Source organism: Candidatus Liberibacter solanacearum CLso-ZC1, from assembly GCF_000183665.1.
GTDB classification, from domain to species: domain Bacteria; phylum Pseudomonadota; class Alphaproteobacteria; order Rhizobiales; family Rhizobiaceae; genus Liberibacter; species Liberibacter solanacearum.
The window spans coordinates 1140645-1155570 of record NC_014774.1 but is presented as its reverse complement, the minus strand read 5'-3'; the positions used below and the strand labels follow the sequence as shown (position 1 = coordinate 1155570).

Below are 14926 nucleotides of genomic sequence, written 5' to 3'. Positions count from 1 at the left end.
TTATAAATCTCGCAGTCTGCGATGTTAAATGTTATAATTTATTTGTATTTTGGTGGGCGGTTTTGAATCAAGACGATGAAAAAAAAATAGGTATTACCTCTGAGAGTGCAGATAAAGATCGTTGTGCCGTTGATAATGTAATTTATCCACTTTTACCGTTACGTGATATTGTGGTTTTCCCACATATGATTGTCCCATTGTTCGTGGGACGTGAAAAGTCTATTCGTGCTCTTGACGAGGCGATGGCCTCTCATAAGAAGATTGTCCTTGTTACTCAACTGAACTCAGATGAAGAAAATCCGATTGCCTCTTCTGTTTATAGAATTGGGACCATAGTTGATATATTGCAAATTCTCAGGTTGCCCGATGATACTGTAAAAATTTTGGTTGAGGGAAGTGTCCGAGCACGTATTATTGAATACATAGAGCGAGAAGATTTTGTAGAAGCTATAACTCAAGTATGTCTGGATCCTGTTGAGGATGCAATTGAAATTGAAGCTCTTAGTCGTTCTGTTATCTCAGAATTTAGTAATTATATAAAATTTAACAAAAAGATTTCTCCTGAAGTTATGGGAACAACTACTCAGATTGAAGATTTTTCAAAATTGTCTGATGTTGTTGCTGCTAATTTATCGATTAAAGTGATTGATCGGCAAAAGATATTAGAAGCTATTTCTGTAAAAGAACGTCTTGAAATATTACTTGTATTAATGGAAGGCGAAATATCTATTTTACAGATTGAAAAGCGTATACGTTCTCGCGTAAAGCGTCAAATGGAGAAAACGCAACGTGAATATTATTTAAATGAGCAAATGAAGGCAATCCAGAAGGAGCTTGACGACGGAGAAGAAGGTTGTGATGAAATAAGAGACTTTGAAGTACGTATTTCTAGAACAAAGCTTTCGAAGGAAGCACGTGAAAAAGCTTTGTCTGAATTACAAAAGTTACGGCAAATGAATCCTCTATCTGCTGAATCTTCTGTTGTACGCAATTACTTGGATTGGCTTTTGGGCGTTCCATGGGATAAAAAATCAAAGACTAAAAAAGATCTTGATTTTGCTACCCATATTCTTGATCAAGATCATTTTGGTCTTGAAAAAGTTAAAGAGCGCATTATCGAGTATTTGGCAGTTCAGATGCGGGTAGCTAAGAATAAGGGATTAATTCTTTGTTTTGTAGGGCCTCCAGGTGTTGGAAAAACATCATTGGCGCAATCTATTGCAAGGGCAACAGGACGTCAATATGTGCGTATTTCTCTTGGTGGTGTTTACGATGAATCAGATATTCGAGGACATCGTAGAACTTATATAGGCTCTATGCCTGGTAGGATTATACAGTCACTTAAAAAAGCTAAAAAGAGCAATCCTTTGCTTTTACTGGACGAGGTAGATAAAATGGGGTCAGACCTTCGAGGGGATCCTTCTGCGGCGTTATTAGAAGTGTTAGATCCAGCTCAAAATTCTACATTTGTTGATCATTATTTAGAAGTTGAGTATGATCTTTCTGATGTTATGTTTATTATGACGGCTAATACGTTAAATATTCCTCTTCCGTTGATGGATCGTATGGAAATCATCCGTATTGCTGGGTATACAGAAGAAGAGAAATTACAAATAGCCAAAAACCATCTTCTCAAAAAAGTTTTAAGGGAAAATGCTCTTCGGGCAGAAGAGTTTTCTGTTAATGATGCTGTTTTATTGGATATAATTCGTTCTTTTACGCGTGAAGCTGGAGTTCGTAATTTGGAACGATCATTAATGAAATTGGCACGTAAGGCTGTTACTAAGATTGTCAAGGGTAGTGAACAGATGGTATCTGTAAACGAAGATAACTTGCAAGATTACTTGGGAATTCCACGTTATCAATATGGTAAAATGGAAGGAGAGAATCAAGTCGGTATTGTTACTGGATTGGCTTGGACTGAGGTAGGAGGTGAGATATTAACGGTAGAAGGTGTCATTATGCCTGGAAAAGGAAAAATTACAATTACAGGAAATCTTAAGGAAATAATGAAAGAATCTATCCTAGCAGCATCTTCTTATGTTAGGTCAAGGGCGATGACTTTTGGTATTTCTCCTTCCGCATTTAACGATACTAATATACATGTTCATGTTCCGGAAGCTGCTACGCCGAAAGATGGTCCGTCCGCAGGAATTGCTATGGCGACAGCAGTGGTTTCTGTTATGACGTCTATCCCAGTTTATAAAAATGTTGCCATGACAGGCGAATTGACTCTTCGTGGGCGCATTTTGCCAATAGGAGGGCTAAAAGAAAAGCTTCTTGCTGCCTTAAGAGCAGGTATCACAAAAGTTTTGATTCCTGAAGAAAATGTTAAAGATTTGATGGAAATGCCTGAAAATATCAAGAATAGATTAGAAATCATACCTGTGTCTTTTATGGAAGAAGTTCTAAGACATGCATTATTGAGGATGCCAGATCCTATTGAAAGCGAAGATATAAATCCACTTCCTTTATCTGTGGAAGAGGACGTGATGGGTAAGAGTGAGCAGACAATAGCTCATTGAATAGATAGAATTTAAATTGTGTTTTCTCATGACGAATAGCCTGTTTATTCGGAACAAAATGGTAGGTTTTCTAGAAAAAGATATGTTATAGAATAGCATTCTGATTTTAACGATTGGCAAAAGATACTTCTGAATGTTTTAATGCATTTTGAAGGATTCTTGCGTACTTGTTATGAGATATTTCTATAGTTCCGAATTGTCGCAAATGATTGGTGATAAATTGTGTGTCTAGTAGTAAAAATTGACGTTTTTTAAGGTGTTCTACTAGATGAGTTAGGCAAATTTTTGATGCATTATCCATGCGAGAAAACATACTTTCCCCAAAAAATATAGCTCCGAGGGATATGCCATATAGTCCTCCTACTAGCTTTTTTTCTTTCCATGCTTCTATGCTGTGAGCATATCCCATATGGAATAGATCAACATATAATTTTTGGATTGTAGGGTTTATCCATGTGTTTGGACGATCTTGTGTTTTTTGCGCACAAGAAGAAATAACTTCTTCAAACGCATAGTTAATACGAATATCATATATTCCACGGCGTATAATTTTTTTTAAGCTTTTTGAAACATGAAAATTTTCGAGAGGCAGTATACCTCTTTTTATAGGTCTAATCCATGCAATCTTAGAACTATCATCTGAATTTGCCATTGGAAATATTCCCAAAGAATAGGCTTTTATTAGAATATCTGGAGTTATATTCACAATTTCGATATTGCTCAAAATTTAAAAATTAATACTGTTGTTTTTTTAGGTAGTTATCTTCTAACCAATGGATATCGTAATTTCCTTGTATGATATCTTCATTTTTTATGAGTTTTTGAAATAATGGTATAGTTGTTTTGATTCCATCTATGATAATTTCATTTAATGCACGATCTAAGCGCATCATACATTCATTTCTATTTTTCCCGTGTACAATTAATTTAGCAATAAGGCTATCATAGTGAGGGGGGACTGTATATCCTTGATAAGATGCTGAATCCATTCTTATTCCAAGGCCCCCAGGAGCATGGAAATGAGTAATCGTTCCCGGATTAGGGATGAAATTTTCTGGGTCTTCAGCATTAATACGACATTCAATAGCATGTCCGGAAAACACTATATCCTTTTGTTGAATAGATAAATTATTTTCTGATGCCACATAGATCTGCTCATGAACAAGGTCTATGCCTGTAATAGCTTCAGTAATAGGGTGTTCTACTTGTAAACGTGTGTTCATTTCAATAAAATAAAACTGTCCATTTTCATAAAGAAATTCGACAGTTCCAGCGCCACGGTACTCAATTTTTTTCATGGCCTGCACACAGATTTCTCCTATTTCTGCGCGATCTTGAGCGCTGATTAGGGAGTGTGCCTCTTCCCATATTTTTTGATTTCGACGCTGTACAGAGCAATCGCGCTCACCAAAATGGATAGCATTTCCTTTTCCATCGCCAAAAATTTGTATTTCAATATGGCGCGGTTTTTTAAGATATTTTTCTATGTAAACAGCATCACTGCCAAAGGCAGAGAGAGATTCCGAACGTGCTTGATTAATTGCTTCTATGAGATTTTTTTCAGAATGAGCTATCCTCATGCCACGCCCTCCTCCTCCTGCGGAGGCTTTGACCAAAACAGGAAATCCTATTTTTTGGGCGATAGGCATGGCGGTACGGACGCATATTTCTCCAGATCCAGGAACCACGGGAATGCCAAGTTTTTGAGCGGTTTCTTTAGCAGTAATTTTATCGCCCATAATTTTTATATGTTCTGAAGAAGGTCCAATAAACTTGATATTATGAGCCTCCAATATCTCAGCAAATTTTGCATTTTCCGAGAGGAACCCATAACCAGGATGGACAGCATCTGCGCCTGTTACTTCACACGCAGCTACTATTTGTTGAATATTGAGGTAGCTTTCCTTTGAAGAAGGGGGGCCTATACATACGCTTTCATCTGCTAAACGTACATGCATCGCACTGGAATCTGCTGTCGAATGTACCGCAACCGTAGATATTCCTAACTCTTTGCAGGCACGTAAAATACGCAGAGCAATCTCTCCACGATTAGCGATAAGAATCTTGGAAATCATTAGTTTTCCTCTGTTTTTTCTAACACTAAGAGTGTTTCACCGTATTCAACTAATTGTCCATTTTTTACATTAATATTTTGAATTTTACCAGAACACGGTGCTACAATGTGATTCATAGTTTTCATAGCTTCAATAATGAGAAGGGTTTGTCCTTTGAGCACAACACTTTCTTTTTCAACAAAAGGATCGCTTTCAGGGCTACTTGCTAAGTATGCGGTTCCAACCATTGGAGAGGTTACTATATAGGAGTTGTCAGGTTTAGGCGGGGAGAGTGCCTCCGATTCACTTGTGCTGTGTGTAGGAATTTCTATCAGAGGATGGGTGTCTTTGTTTTCTTCAGAATAATAGTTTGTAATAGTGTTTTTTTGCGGAGAGCGTAGTAGTCGAATCCGCATTCCATCGCTATCTACTTCAACTTCTGTCAAATTAGTTTCGTTCAGGATATTTGCAAGATTTCGGACTAACGTTAGGTTAATTTTTTGTTTTTTATCAGTCATAGATGTCAAATCAAACTTCTCATTTTTATTTCATCGTTAAGAGATATAACTCATTACTTCATACTTGTAGATAGCCCACTTGGTTATTCTGAATAAAAGGTTTTTTTAAAAAAAACAAGTGTTACAATTAGTACTTAACACAAATAAAATTACTTTTCTAAAAGTATTGCTGCGATAATTACGTTTTTATTTTAGATTTGTCAAAATTTGTGTTTTTTTTTACTTGCTAGCTTTAAAGAGGATAAAAACGCCAATATAGAAAACCGATAGCATTCTTGCGTAGTAATCACTTTTTTTGGAATTATGCGAACATGGGAAATTAATATCGGTAATTTATTAATTGATTTGTAATTAAGTAATGTTTTTTTTTAGGGGTGATGTCTTCCAAAATAAAATTTAAAGAAAAGCTATTTTTTATTATGATTTCAAAAAAATCTTTAAATTAAGAAGAAAAATTTGTTATTTTGGTTTTTTAAACGATTTTATATGGATTCATCTTGACGTGAGCGGAAGAAAATATTACCACGACATGTATCTTTAGATCTTTTGAGTTCTAGGTACCTTTTCTCTGGTTTAATTGTTTGGAGATTTGGTTGTTCGTGAACATGTCGTTATTCGACATGCTTTCCTTTGAATTTATGTACAACTAGGCTAGCTTGCTGGTGCGTTTATGTGCAACTGTTGTTTTGTTTTTGGATTGTTGAAGATGGGGGAATATTAAAGATGTTTAGGGAGAATGGTATTAATGCCTACTGTTAATCAGCTTATACGCAAGCCTCGTAAAAGTGCTATTCGTACTTGCGCTAAAGTGACTGCTCTGAGGGGTAGTCCTCAGAAAAGAGGGGTTTGTCTTCGTGTTTACACATCGACGCCTAAAAAACCTAATTCTGCTTTGCGTAAGGTCACTAAAGTGCGTCTTACAAATGGTGCTGAGGTTATAGGTTATATTCCAGGAGTAGGGCATAATTTGCAAGAGCACTCGGTGGTTATGTTATGTGGAGGTCGCGTAAAAGATCTTCCTGGTGTTAAATATCGAGTTGTTAGGGGTGTTCTTGACACTGCGGGTGTGAAAGATCGCAAACAATCGCGTTCTCGATATGGAGCTGGACGTCCTAAATAGTTTTTTGTAAAATAAGTGGTCGTTTTTTTAGAGTATTATTAAGTAGATTATATAAAGACAGAGAGTTAGTATGTCCCGACGTCGTAAAGCGGTAGTGCGTGAAGTATTACCTGATCCAAAATTTTCTGATTCTATTGTGACTAAATTTATGAACTCCATTATGCATGGTGGAAAGAAATCTGTTGCAATGAAGATTATGTATGGAGCATTTGATCTGGTTGAAAAAAAAGAAAAAAAGATCCAGTTGCCTTATTTCATCAGGCTTTGGCCAATGTTACTCCTCTAGTTGAAGTACGTACTCGTCGTGTAGGAGGAACTTCTTATAATGTTCCTGGGGAAGTGACTTCAAAGCGCAGTCAAGCGCTTGCGGTTCGTTGGCTTATAATGGCAGCGCGTAAACGTACTGAAACTACAATGATAAGTCGTTTAGGTGGTGAAATCATTGATGCTGCGAACAATCGAGGGATTGCCGTTAAGAAGCGTGAAGAAACGCATAAAGTTGCTGAAGCTAATCGTGCTTTTTCGCACTATCGTTGGTAAAGTATTGCGGGAAGGTACAAAGAGCAAAATGGTTCGTAAGTGTAAGATAGAAGATAGCCGAAATTTTGGTATTATGGCGCATATAGACGCTGGGAAGACGACGACTACTGAGCGTATATTATATTATGCTGGAAAATCTCACAAAATTGGCGAAGTACACGACGGTTCTGCTACAATGGATTGGATGGAGCAAGAGCAAGAACGTGGTATTACTATCACATCTGCGTCGACTACGGTTTTTTGGGAAGGTCGTGATGGTGTTCAGAAAAGATTGACTGTTATTGATACTCCTGGCCACGTTGATTTTACTATGGAAGTTGAGCGTTCTATCCGTGTATTAGATGGTGCGGTAACGCTGTTAGATTCTAACGCTGGGGTTGAGCCTCAGACAGAAACAGTATGGCGTCAGGCTGATAAATATTCTGTTCCGCGCCTGATATTTTGCAATAAAATGGATAAGATAGGGGCGGATTTTTATCGTTCCGTTGAAATGATTTCTTCTCGTCTTGGGGCGAATCCTTTGGTTATACAGTTGCCAATTGGCTCTGAAAGTGATTTTAAGGGTGTGATTGACTTAGTTGAAATGAAGGCTTTGTTGTGGAAAAATGAGGATTTAGGCGCCAAGTGGGATGTGGTTGAGATACCCGAGGATATGAGGGATTCGGCTAACTCTTATCGCGAAAAAATGATTGATTCTATTGTTGAGTTAGATGATTCTGCAATGGAATCTTACCTTAAGGGTGAAGTGCTTAGTTGTGATAAAATACGTTCCCTTATTCGTTTGGGAACGATTTCTGTAAAATTTTTCCCCGTTCTTTGTGGTTCTTCCTTTAAAAACAAGGGTGTGCAACCGTTGCTGGATTCTGTGGTTGATTATCTACCATCTCCTATTGACGTTCCGCCTATTAAAGGCGTTGAGGTAAAGACGGGGGATGAGATTGGTGTGCCTGCGTTAGATTCTGCTCCTCTTTCTATGTTGGCATTTAAGGTAATGGCGGATAGTTTTGTTGGTTCGCTGACTTTTTGTCGTATTTATTCAGGAAAGGTTTCTAAGGGGGACACTCTATTAAATACGGTAAAAAACAAAAAAGAGCGTGTTGGTCGTATGTTGCAGATGCACTCCAACTCTCGTGAAGATATTGAAGAAGCCTATTGTGGGGATATTATTGCTCTTGCGGGATTGAAAGAGACAACGACGGGAGATACGTTGTGCGATTCTGCAAGGCCTGTTATTTTAGAACAGATGGATTTTCCTGAGCCTGTTATACAAGTTGCTATTGAGCCTAAATTGAAGGGCGATCAGGAGCGTATGTCTTTGGCTTTAAGTCGTCTTTCTGCGGAAGATCCTTCTTTGGGAGTAAAATCAGATCCAGATTCTGGGCAAACTATTATAACTGGTATGGGTGAATTACATCTTGATATCATTGTGGAACGAATGTATCGTGAATTTAAGGTAGAAGCTACTGTTGGTGCTCCTTACGTTTCTTACCGTGAATCAGTTACCAAGGTTTGTGTACATGATTATATTCATAAAAAGCAATCTGGTGGAGCGGGGCAGTTTGCTAAGGTGAAGATAGGCTTTGAGCCCAATCTTGATGGAGATGATTTTATTTTTGAATCTAAGATTGTTGGTGGATCTATTCCAAAAGAGTATATTCCTGGTGTTCGAAAAGGTATTGAGAGTATGCTTTCTTCTGGTCCTTTGGCAGGGTTTCCTATGCTCGGAATGAAAGTTACGTTGTTAGATGGTTCGTATCATGATGTGGATTCTTCTGTTCTTGCGTTTGAAATTGCTGCTCGAGCTTGCTTTAGAGAAGCGGCAAGTAAAATGGGAGTTCAGTTGTTAGAGCCTATTATGAAAGTTGAAGTTGTTATTCCTGATGGATATGTTGGTGATGTTATTGGTGATTTGAATTCGCGAAGGGGACAGATTCAGGGACAAGAAAATCGTTCTGTATACACGGTTATTAATGCTCATGTTCCTTTAGCCTGCATGTTTAAGTATGTGGACTCTTTACGCTCTATGTCGCAAGGGCGAGGGCAATATACAATGGTCTTTGATCATTATGCTGCTGTTCCTGCTCATGTTTCTAGGGAGATACAGGAAAAGTATTCTGTTGTAAAATAAGTATGGTTTGTGCTAGATAGATGATTTTGAAAAAATAAGTTTGTTCTTTATGGTTTTAGATTTATTGAAGATGAGTTGAGATGAGGGGATTTTATTAGATGGCGGAAAAACGGTTTATTCGTGACAAGGAAAGTCTTGGGATTAGTACTATAGGTCACGTTGATCACGGGAAGACGACGCTAACTGCGGCTATTACGAAGTATTATAGTGATGAGCAGAAGGCATATGGTGAGATTGACAGTGCTCCGGAGGAGAGGGTTCGTGGTATTACCATTTCGACGGCGCATGTTCACTATCAGACTGCCAAGAGATTTTATGGGCATATTGATTGTCCTGGTCATGCTGATTATGTAAAGAATATGATTACTGGTGCGACGCAGGCTGATGGTGCGATTCTTGTTTGCTCTGCCTATGACGGTCCGAAGCCACAAACGAAGGAACATATTCTTCTTGCTCGTCAGGTTGGTATTTCGTCGATAGTTGTGTATATGAACAAGGTTGATACTGTTGATGATCCGGAGTTATTGGATCTTGTTGAGCTTGAGATTAGGGAGCTTTTGAGTTATTACGATTTTCCTGGAGATGAAGTTCCTGTTATTAGGGGTTCTGCTCTTTGTGCCTTAAACGGAGAGAATAAGGAATTGGGGGAAGATTCGATTCATGCTTTGATGGAAGCTGTTGATAATTATATTCCTACACCTTCGCGTTTAACGGATGAGCCTTTCTTGATGCATGTGGAGAGTTCTTGTACGATTGGTGGTCGTGGGACTGTTGCGACTGGTCGTGTTAAGCGTGGTAAGCTTGTGGCTGGATCTGATATTGAGATAATTGGTATGGGTGGCAAGACGCTTAAAGCGAAATGTACAGATATGGAGATGTTTCGGCAGAAGTTAGATGAAGCTATAGCGGGAGACAATGTTGGTTTATTGCTTCGCGGAGTGGATCGTGCGGATGTTCAGAGGGGGAGAGTTATTTGTGCTCCTGGTTCTATTAAAGAGTATTCTAAGTTTGAAGCTAGTGTTTATATTCTGAAGAAAGAAGAAGGCGGTCGTCATACAGGATTTTTAGGTAATTATCGTCCACAGTTTTTTATGGATACGGCGGATGTTACGGGGAAGATAATTTTGCCTCCTGAATCTAAAGCGGTGATGCCTGGTGATAGGGTTACTTTGGAGATAGAGCTTATTAGTCCGATTGCGATGGAAGCAAATCAGCGTTTTTCTATTCGTGAAGGAGGAAAGACGATTGGTGCGGGGATTGTTTCCAAAATTATAGGATAATAGAAGACTTTTCTTCTTAAAAAGAGGATACTTCGCTGAAACTTAAATTTCGAGAAAAGGGGTAGGTTGTGATAAGAGGATTAGATAAATGACAAGTCAGAATATCCGCATTCGTATAAGTCTAAAGGCATTTGATTCGTGGATACTTGATGCTTCTGTGCGTGAAATTGTTTCAACTGCTAAAAAATCTGGTTCACGGATTGTGGGTCCTATTCCTTTTCCTCGTTCTATACGAAGATTTACTGTTAATAGATCTCCTCATGTTGATAAGAAAAGTCGAGATCAATTGGAAATCCGTATCCATAAGCGTTTACTTTATATCATAAAACCTACTCAGGATACGGTTGCTGCTTTAATGAAGTTAGATATTGCTGCTGGTGTTAGTGTTGTGATTAAACTATAGTTTTTTTTTGAGAGGATGAACTAATGCGTCCAGGTGTCGTTGCACGAAAATTAGGAATGACCTGTGTATATAATCTTGAGGGCAAACGTCTTCCTGTAACTGTATTACACTTAGATAATTGTCAGGTTGTGGCTCATCGTACCTTGCAGAAAAATGGTTATATGGCTGTTCAAGTTGGTGCAGGGGATGCGAAGATTAAGAATGTTTCTAAGCCTATGAGAGGTTTTTTTTCGTCTGTTAATGCTTCTCCTAAAAAGAGATTGTCTGAGTTTCGTGTTCAAAAAGAAGATGAATTATTGCAAATTGGTTCTGTGTTGTCCCCAAGTCATTTTAATGTTGGTCAATTAGTTGATGTTACGGGTGTGACAATCGGGAAGGGATTTGCAGGTGCTATGAAGAGGCATAATTTTGCTGGTCTTCGTGCTTCACATGGGGTTTCTATATCGCATCGTTCTGCGGGTTCTACGGGATGTCGACAAGATCCTGGTCGTGTTTTTAAAAATAAAAAGATGGCAGGCCACATGGGTGGAAATCGTATTACTGTTAAGAATTTAGAGGTTATCTCGATTGATGATAAAAGGGGGCTGATCTTTGTTAAAGGTTGTGTGCCTGGTGCCAAGAATGATTCTTGGATTCTTGTGCGTGATTCTTTTAAAAGTGCAGCGAATTATAAGGGGAAAGTTGCGTGATAGAGTTAAGTGTCAGGGATCTTGATGGAGCAGATAAAGGTGTTATTTCTGTTTCTGAAGGAATTTTTGCTTTAAAGCCTCAGCAAGGTATTTTGGCGCGTGTTCTTCGTTGGCAGTCTTGGCGTAGAAGCAAAGGGTGTTCTAAGTCAAAGGGTCGTTCCGAGATTGCGTATACAGGGGCTAAGATGTATACCCAAAAGGGAACGGGTCGAGCTAGGCATAGCTCGAAATCTGCTCCTCAATTTCGTGGCGGAGGGAAGGCTTTTGGACCTGTTCCTGGTAACGGTGCTCATGATCTTCCAAAGAAAATTCGTTCTCTAGCTCTGCGTCATGCTTTGTCAGATAAGTTTTCTTCCAATGATATTTTGGTAATTGATAGTTTGGTTTCTAAGGAGCTTAAAACCAAGTATTTGGCAGAGCGTTTTCGTGCTCTTAATTTATCGAATGCGCTTATTATTGATGGTGTTCAGTTAGATAGAAATTTTCAACTTGCTGCTCGAAACATTCCAAATATTAATCTCCTTTCTGTTCAGGGTATTAATGTTTATGATATTTTGCGTTGTTCTAAGCTGATTCTTTCTAAGTCTGCTGTCGAGGCTTTGGAGGGTCGTTTTAAATGACAAATATTCGGTTTTATGATACTATTATATCTCCTGTGATAGCGGAAAAATCTACTTTGCTGTCCGAGCAAAATAAGGTTGTTTTTAATGTTAAAAAAGATTCTTCTAAGTCCGATATTAAACATGCGGTTGAATCTCTATTTAATGTAAAGGTAGTTTCTGTTAATACCCTGATTAGAAAAGGGAAGACAAAGCGTCTAAATAGAATTTCTACCGCTCGTAATCGAGCTAGATCTTCTCGTGATTTATATGTATCACGAAAGGATATTAAGAGGGCTTTTGTAACTTTGGCCAAGGGGCATTCAATTGATGTTTCGGTTGGTATTTAAAGAGATTTATTGTAGGGAGATTGTATTATGGCGTTAAAGAGTTTTAATCCTGATACATCAAGTCGGCGTCAACTTATTATTGTTAATCGGGATTCTTTATATAAGGGGAAACCCCTCAAGTCTTTAACGAAGGGTTTGTGTTCTAAGGGGGGGCGTAATAATACTGGGCGTATAACCATGCGCTTTCGTGGAGGAGGATGTAAAAATCGCTATCGTATCATAGATTTCAAACGTAGTGATTATGATGTTGAGGGTGTTGTACAACGATTAGAATATGATCCTAATAGAACAGCATTTATCGCTCTTATTGCGTATCCAAAAGAAAAATTTTCTTATATATTAGCTCCGCAACGTTTGTCTGTGGGAGATAAAGTGATTTCTTCAAATGGTGCTGTTGATATCAAACCCGGGAATGCTATGCCGTTACGGTTTATTCCTGTGGGAACTATAGTTCATAATGTAGAAATGAAGCCTCAAAAAGGGGGGCAGATATCGCGTTCTGCTGGTTCATATGCTCGGGTTGTTGAGCGTGATCGTAGTCGCGTTCTTTTGCGTCTTTCTTCTGGTGAAATGCGTTTTGTTCAGTCTTCTTGCATGGCTTCTATAGGTGCGGTTTCAAATCAAGATCAGATTAATATTAATCATGCTAAGGCAGGTCGTTCTCGTTGGTTGAAAATTCGTCCGCATGTTAGAGGGGTGGCGATGAACCCTGTGGACCATCCCCTTGGTGGTGGTGAAGGAAAGACGTCAGGAGGGCGTAATCCTTGCAGCCCTTGGGGTAAACCTACAAAGGGAAAGAGGACGCGGTCAAACAAGTCTACGAATGTTTTTATAGCCTCTTCTCGGCATAAGAATAAAAAATAGGGAGTATTTATAGTGGCTCGTTCAATTTGGAAAGGTCCTTTTGTTACCAAGTATCTTCTTAAAAAGGTCTCGAAAGCGCGTGATTCTGGTAGCCGTGATGTTATAAAGATATGGTGTCGTAATTGTGATATTATGCCACAATTTATTGGCTTGACATTTGGTGTACATAATGGTCGTAAGCATATACCTGTGACGGTTAGTGAAGAGATGGTTGGTTTTAAGTTTGGTGATTTTTCTCCTACACGGTATAGTCCGGGACATGGTAGTGATAAAAAGGTTAGAAGGAGATAACTTATGAATGAGAAAAGGGCTGTGCCAAGGCGTCGTCGGGTAGGAGATAACGAAGCTAATGCTATTGCAAGTATGCTCCGGATTAGCCCTCAAAAGTTAAATCTTGTTGCTGCTATGATTAGAGGAAAAAAAGTTTCTGATGCCCTCGCGGATCTTGAGTTTTCGCGAAAAAGGATTGCTGTTGAGGTTAAAAAGACGCTTCGTTCTGCTATTGCGAATGCAGAAAATAATCATGACCTTGATATTGATCGTCTTGTAGTATCAGAGGCTTATGTTGGTAAGTCTGTTGTTATGAAGAGATTTCATTGTCGTGCACGTCAACGTATTGGTCGTATTAATAAACCTTTCTCTCGTTTGAGTGTTATAGTTCGTGAAGTTCAAGATGAAAGAAAGGTTGTATAATGGGACAGAAAATTAATCCCATATTGTTTCGACTTGGTGTGAATTGCACTTGGAGTAGTCGCTGGTTTGCGCGTGGTTCTGAGTACGGGACTCTTTTGCATGAGGATTTAAAAATACGCAAATATTTAGAAGGTAATCTAAAGCAAGCGGGTGTTGCTAAAATTTTAATAGAGAGAACGCATAAAAAGTGTTTTATCACCGTTTATTCTGCCCGCCCAGGACTGATTATCGGGAAAAAAGGAAGTGATATAGATAGGATTCGTAAGAATCTTTCAAAGATGACTCCTTCAGAGATTCATTTAAATGTAAACGAAGTTTCTAAGCCGGAAATTAACGCTACCTTGATAGCTCAATCTATCGCCCAACAACTTGAAAGACGTGTAGTTTTTCGTCGTGCTATGAAACGTGCAGTTCAGTCTGCTATGCGTTTTGGGGCTGAGGGAATAAAGATTATTTGCTCAGGGCGTCTCAATGGTTTAGAGCTTTCTCGTACTGAATGCTACTTAGAGGGAAGGGTTCCTCTTCAGACTCTTCGTGCTAATATTGATTATGGCTCGGCTATTGCTAAAACTGCATATGGGATATGTGGGGTCAAAGTATATGTTTCTATCCGTGAAGTTTCTGATTCAGATAATGCGACGTCTTCTAATCGTCGTCCGTTAGAAAAGAGTAATTAGCAGTGTTTCTCGTTGGTATGATTGCAGGTTATGTTTTTAGTTTTTGGAGAGAGTGAAAAAATATGTTGTGTCAGCCGAAAAATACCAAATATCCCAAACAGTTTAAAGGGCGTATTAAGGGTATAGCAAAAAGAGGGTCTCGTATTGCTTTTGGTGAATTTGCTCTTAAAGCTCAAGAACCCAATAGAGTTGGGGCGAGGGAGATTGAAGCTGCGCGTCGTGCCATTAGTCGTAGTATGAAGCGCGCTGGCTGTATTTGGGTATGTGTTTTTCCTGATATTCCTGTAACTGCCAAGCCTACAGAAGTCCGTATGGGAAAAGGAAAAGGTAGTGTTGAAGAATGGGTATGTCGTGTAAAGCCTGGGCGTATTTTATTTGAACTTGATGGTGTTAGTGAAAAGGTTGCTAGGGAAGCCTTGCGTCTTGGTGCGTCTAAATTGTCTGTCGTTACAAAGTTTGTGCAACGGATTGCAGAATGAGGATAAG

At 38.8% G+C, this 14926-nt stretch carries 16 protein-coding genes and 1 pseudogene; 14 read left to right on the top strand and 3 right to left on the bottom strand.

Features of this window, described 5'->3' with window-relative positions:
- Positions 1-92 precede the first annotated feature (92 nt).
- Positions 93-2525: an endopeptidase La gene (lon, locus tag CKC_RS05240; protein ID WP_044054403.1), complete on the top strand. Its 2433-nt coding sequence runs from the start codon at positions 93-95 to the stop codon at positions 2523-2525.
- Between the two features lie 106 nt (positions 2526-2631).
- On the opposite strand, the gene aat is transcribed toward lon, so the two are convergent.
- The 3 genes from aat to CKC_RS05225 form a co-directional block, all read right to left on the bottom strand.
- Positions 2632-3177 (bottom strand): leucyl/phenylalanyl-tRNA--protein transferase, encoded by a 546-nt coding sequence (gene aat / locus CKC_RS05235; protein ID WP_013462482.1) that lies wholly within the window; start codon positions 3175-3177, stop codon positions 2632-2634.
- 82 nt (positions 3178-3259) lie between these two features.
- The gene (gene accC, locus CKC_RS05230) at positions 3260-4600 is read right to left on the bottom strand and encodes an acetyl-CoA carboxylase biotin carboxylase subunit (protein ID WP_013462481.1); all 1341 of its coding nucleotides are present in this window, start codon (positions 4598-4600) and stop codon (positions 3260-3262) included.
- Entirely contained in the window at positions 4600-5097 is a 498-nt protein-coding gene (locus CKC_RS05225; protein ID WP_013462480.1) for an acetyl-CoA carboxylase biotin carboxyl carrier protein, read from the bottom strand. The genes accC and CKC_RS05225 overlap by 1 nt, the downstream gene beginning before the upstream one ends.
- A 745-nt stretch (positions 5098-5842) precedes the next feature.
- On the opposite strand from CKC_RS05225, the gene rpsL reads away from it, so the two are divergent.
- The 13 genes and pseudogenes from rpsL to rplP all read left to right on the top strand — a co-directional run bounded on the left by rpsL (position 5843) and on the right by rplP (position 14919).
- Positions 5843-6217: a 30S ribosomal protein S12 gene (rpsL, locus tag CKC_RS05220; RefSeq protein WP_013462479.1), complete on the top strand. Its 375-nt coding sequence runs from the start codon at positions 5843-5845 to the stop codon at positions 6215-6217.
- A gap of 70 nt (positions 6218-6287) precedes the next feature.
- Positions 6288-6757, top strand: a pseudogene (rpsG, locus tag CKC_RS05215) (30S ribosomal protein S7).
- A 28-nt stretch (positions 6758-6785) separates the two neighbouring features.
- Positions 6786-8885: an elongation factor G gene (gene fusA, locus CKC_RS05210; RefSeq protein WP_013462476.1), complete on the top strand. Its 2100-nt coding sequence runs from the start codon at positions 6786-6788 to the stop codon at positions 8883-8885.
- A gap of 98 nt (positions 8886-8983) precedes the next feature.
- Positions 8984-10165, top strand: a complete 1182-nt coding sequence (gene tuf / locus CKC_RS05205) for an elongation factor Tu (RefSeq protein WP_013462409.1) — start codon at positions 8984-8986, stop codon at positions 10163-10165.
- A gap of 88 nt (positions 10166-10253) precedes the next feature.
- Positions 10254-10568, top strand: a complete 315-nt coding sequence (gene rpsJ, locus CKC_RS05200; RefSeq protein ID WP_013462475.1) for a 30S ribosomal protein S10 — start codon at positions 10254-10256, stop codon at positions 10566-10568.
- Between the two features lie 23 nt (positions 10569-10591).
- The gene (gene rplC, locus CKC_RS05195) at positions 10592-11257 is read left to right on the top strand and encodes a 50S ribosomal protein L3 (protein WP_013462474.1); all 666 of its coding nucleotides are present in this window, start codon (positions 10592-10594) and stop codon (positions 11255-11257) included.
- Positions 11257-11877, top strand: a complete 621-nt coding sequence (rplD, locus tag CKC_RS05190) for a 50S ribosomal protein L4 (RefSeq protein ID WP_044054401.1) — start codon at positions 11257-11259, stop codon at positions 11875-11877. Before rplC ends, rplD begins: the two co-directional genes overlap by 1 nt.
- A complete protein-coding gene (locus tag CKC_RS05185) occupies positions 11874-12206 on the top strand; it encodes a 50S ribosomal protein L23 (protein WP_013462472.1) in 333 nt (110 codons plus the stop codon). Before rplD ends, CKC_RS05185 begins: the two co-directional genes overlap by 4 nt.
- A gap of 27 nt (positions 12207-12233) precedes the next feature.
- On the top strand, positions 12234-13070 hold the full coding sequence (rplB, locus tag CKC_RS05180) for a 50S ribosomal protein L2 (protein ID WP_013462471.1): 837 nt from the start codon (positions 12234-12236) through the stop codon (positions 13068-13070).
- 12 nt (positions 13071-13082) lie between these two features.
- The gene (gene rpsS / locus CKC_RS05175; protein WP_013462470.1) at positions 13083-13361 is read left to right on the top strand and encodes a 30S ribosomal protein S19; all 279 of its coding nucleotides are present in this window, start codon (positions 13083-13085) and stop codon (positions 13359-13361) included.
- 3 nt (positions 13362-13364) lie between these two features.
- Complete coding sequence (rplV, locus tag CKC_RS05170; RefSeq protein WP_013462469.1) at positions 13365-13763, top strand: 50S ribosomal protein L22; 399 nt, start codon at positions 13365-13367, stop codon at positions 13761-13763.
- Positions 13763-14440: a 30S ribosomal protein S3 gene (gene rpsC, locus CKC_RS05165; protein WP_013462468.1), complete on the top strand. Its 678-nt coding sequence runs from the start codon at positions 13763-13765 to the stop codon at positions 14438-14440. Before rplV ends, rpsC begins: the two co-directional genes overlap by 1 nt.
- Positions 14441-14505: 65 nt before the next feature.
- Positions 14506-14919 carry a 50S ribosomal protein L16 gene (rplP, locus tag CKC_RS05160; RefSeq protein WP_013462467.1) on the top strand — a complete coding sequence of 138 codons (414 nt, stop codon included), beginning with the start codon at positions 14506-14508 and terminating at the stop codon, positions 14917-14919.
- Positions 14920-14926 lie beyond the last annotated feature (7 nt).

Bases quoted from the DNA above. Each gene is read 5' to 3' on its own strand.
- rplC (WP_013462474.1), top strand. From the start codon at position 10,592: ATGCGTCCAGGTGTCGTTGCACGAAAATTAGGAATGACCTGTGTATAT.
- fusA (WP_013462476.1), top strand. From the start codon at position 6,786: ATGGTTCGTAAGTGTAAGATAGAAGATAGCCGAAATTTTGGTATTATG.
- tuf (WP_013462409.1), top strand. From the start codon at position 8,984: ATGGCGGAAAAACGGTTTATTCGTGACAAGGAAAGTCTTGGGATTAGT.
- rpsL (WP_013462479.1), top strand. From the start codon at position 5,843: ATGCCTACTGTTAATCAGCTTATACGCAAGCCTCGTAAAAGTGCTATT.
- aat (WP_013462482.1), bottom strand. From the start codon at position 3,177: ATGGCAAATTCAGATGATAGTTCTAAGATTGCATGGATTAGACCTATA.
- CKC_RS05225 (WP_013462480.1), bottom strand. From the start codon at position 5,097: ATGACTGATAAAAAACAAAAAATTAACCTAACGTTAGTCCGAAATCTT.
- accC (WP_013462481.1), bottom strand. From the start codon at position 4,600: ATGATTTCCAAGATTCTTATCGCTAATCGTGGAGAGATTGCTCTGCGT.
- rpsC (WP_013462468.1), top strand. From the start codon at position 13,763: ATGGGACAGAAAATTAATCCCATATTGTTTCGACTTGGTGTGAATTGC.
- CKC_RS05185 (WP_013462472.1), top strand. From the start codon at position 11,874: ATGACAAATATTCGGTTTTATGATACTATTATATCTCCTGTGATAGCG.
- rplB (WP_013462471.1), top strand. From the start codon at position 12,234: ATGGCGTTAAAGAGTTTTAATCCTGATACATCAAGTCGGCGTCAACTT.
- rpsJ (WP_013462475.1), top strand. From the start codon at position 10,254: ATGACAAGTCAGAATATCCGCATTCGTATAAGTCTAAAGGCATTTGAT.
- rplV (WP_013462469.1), top strand. From the start codon at position 13,365: ATGAATGAGAAAAGGGCTGTGCCAAGGCGTCGTCGGGTAGGAGATAAC.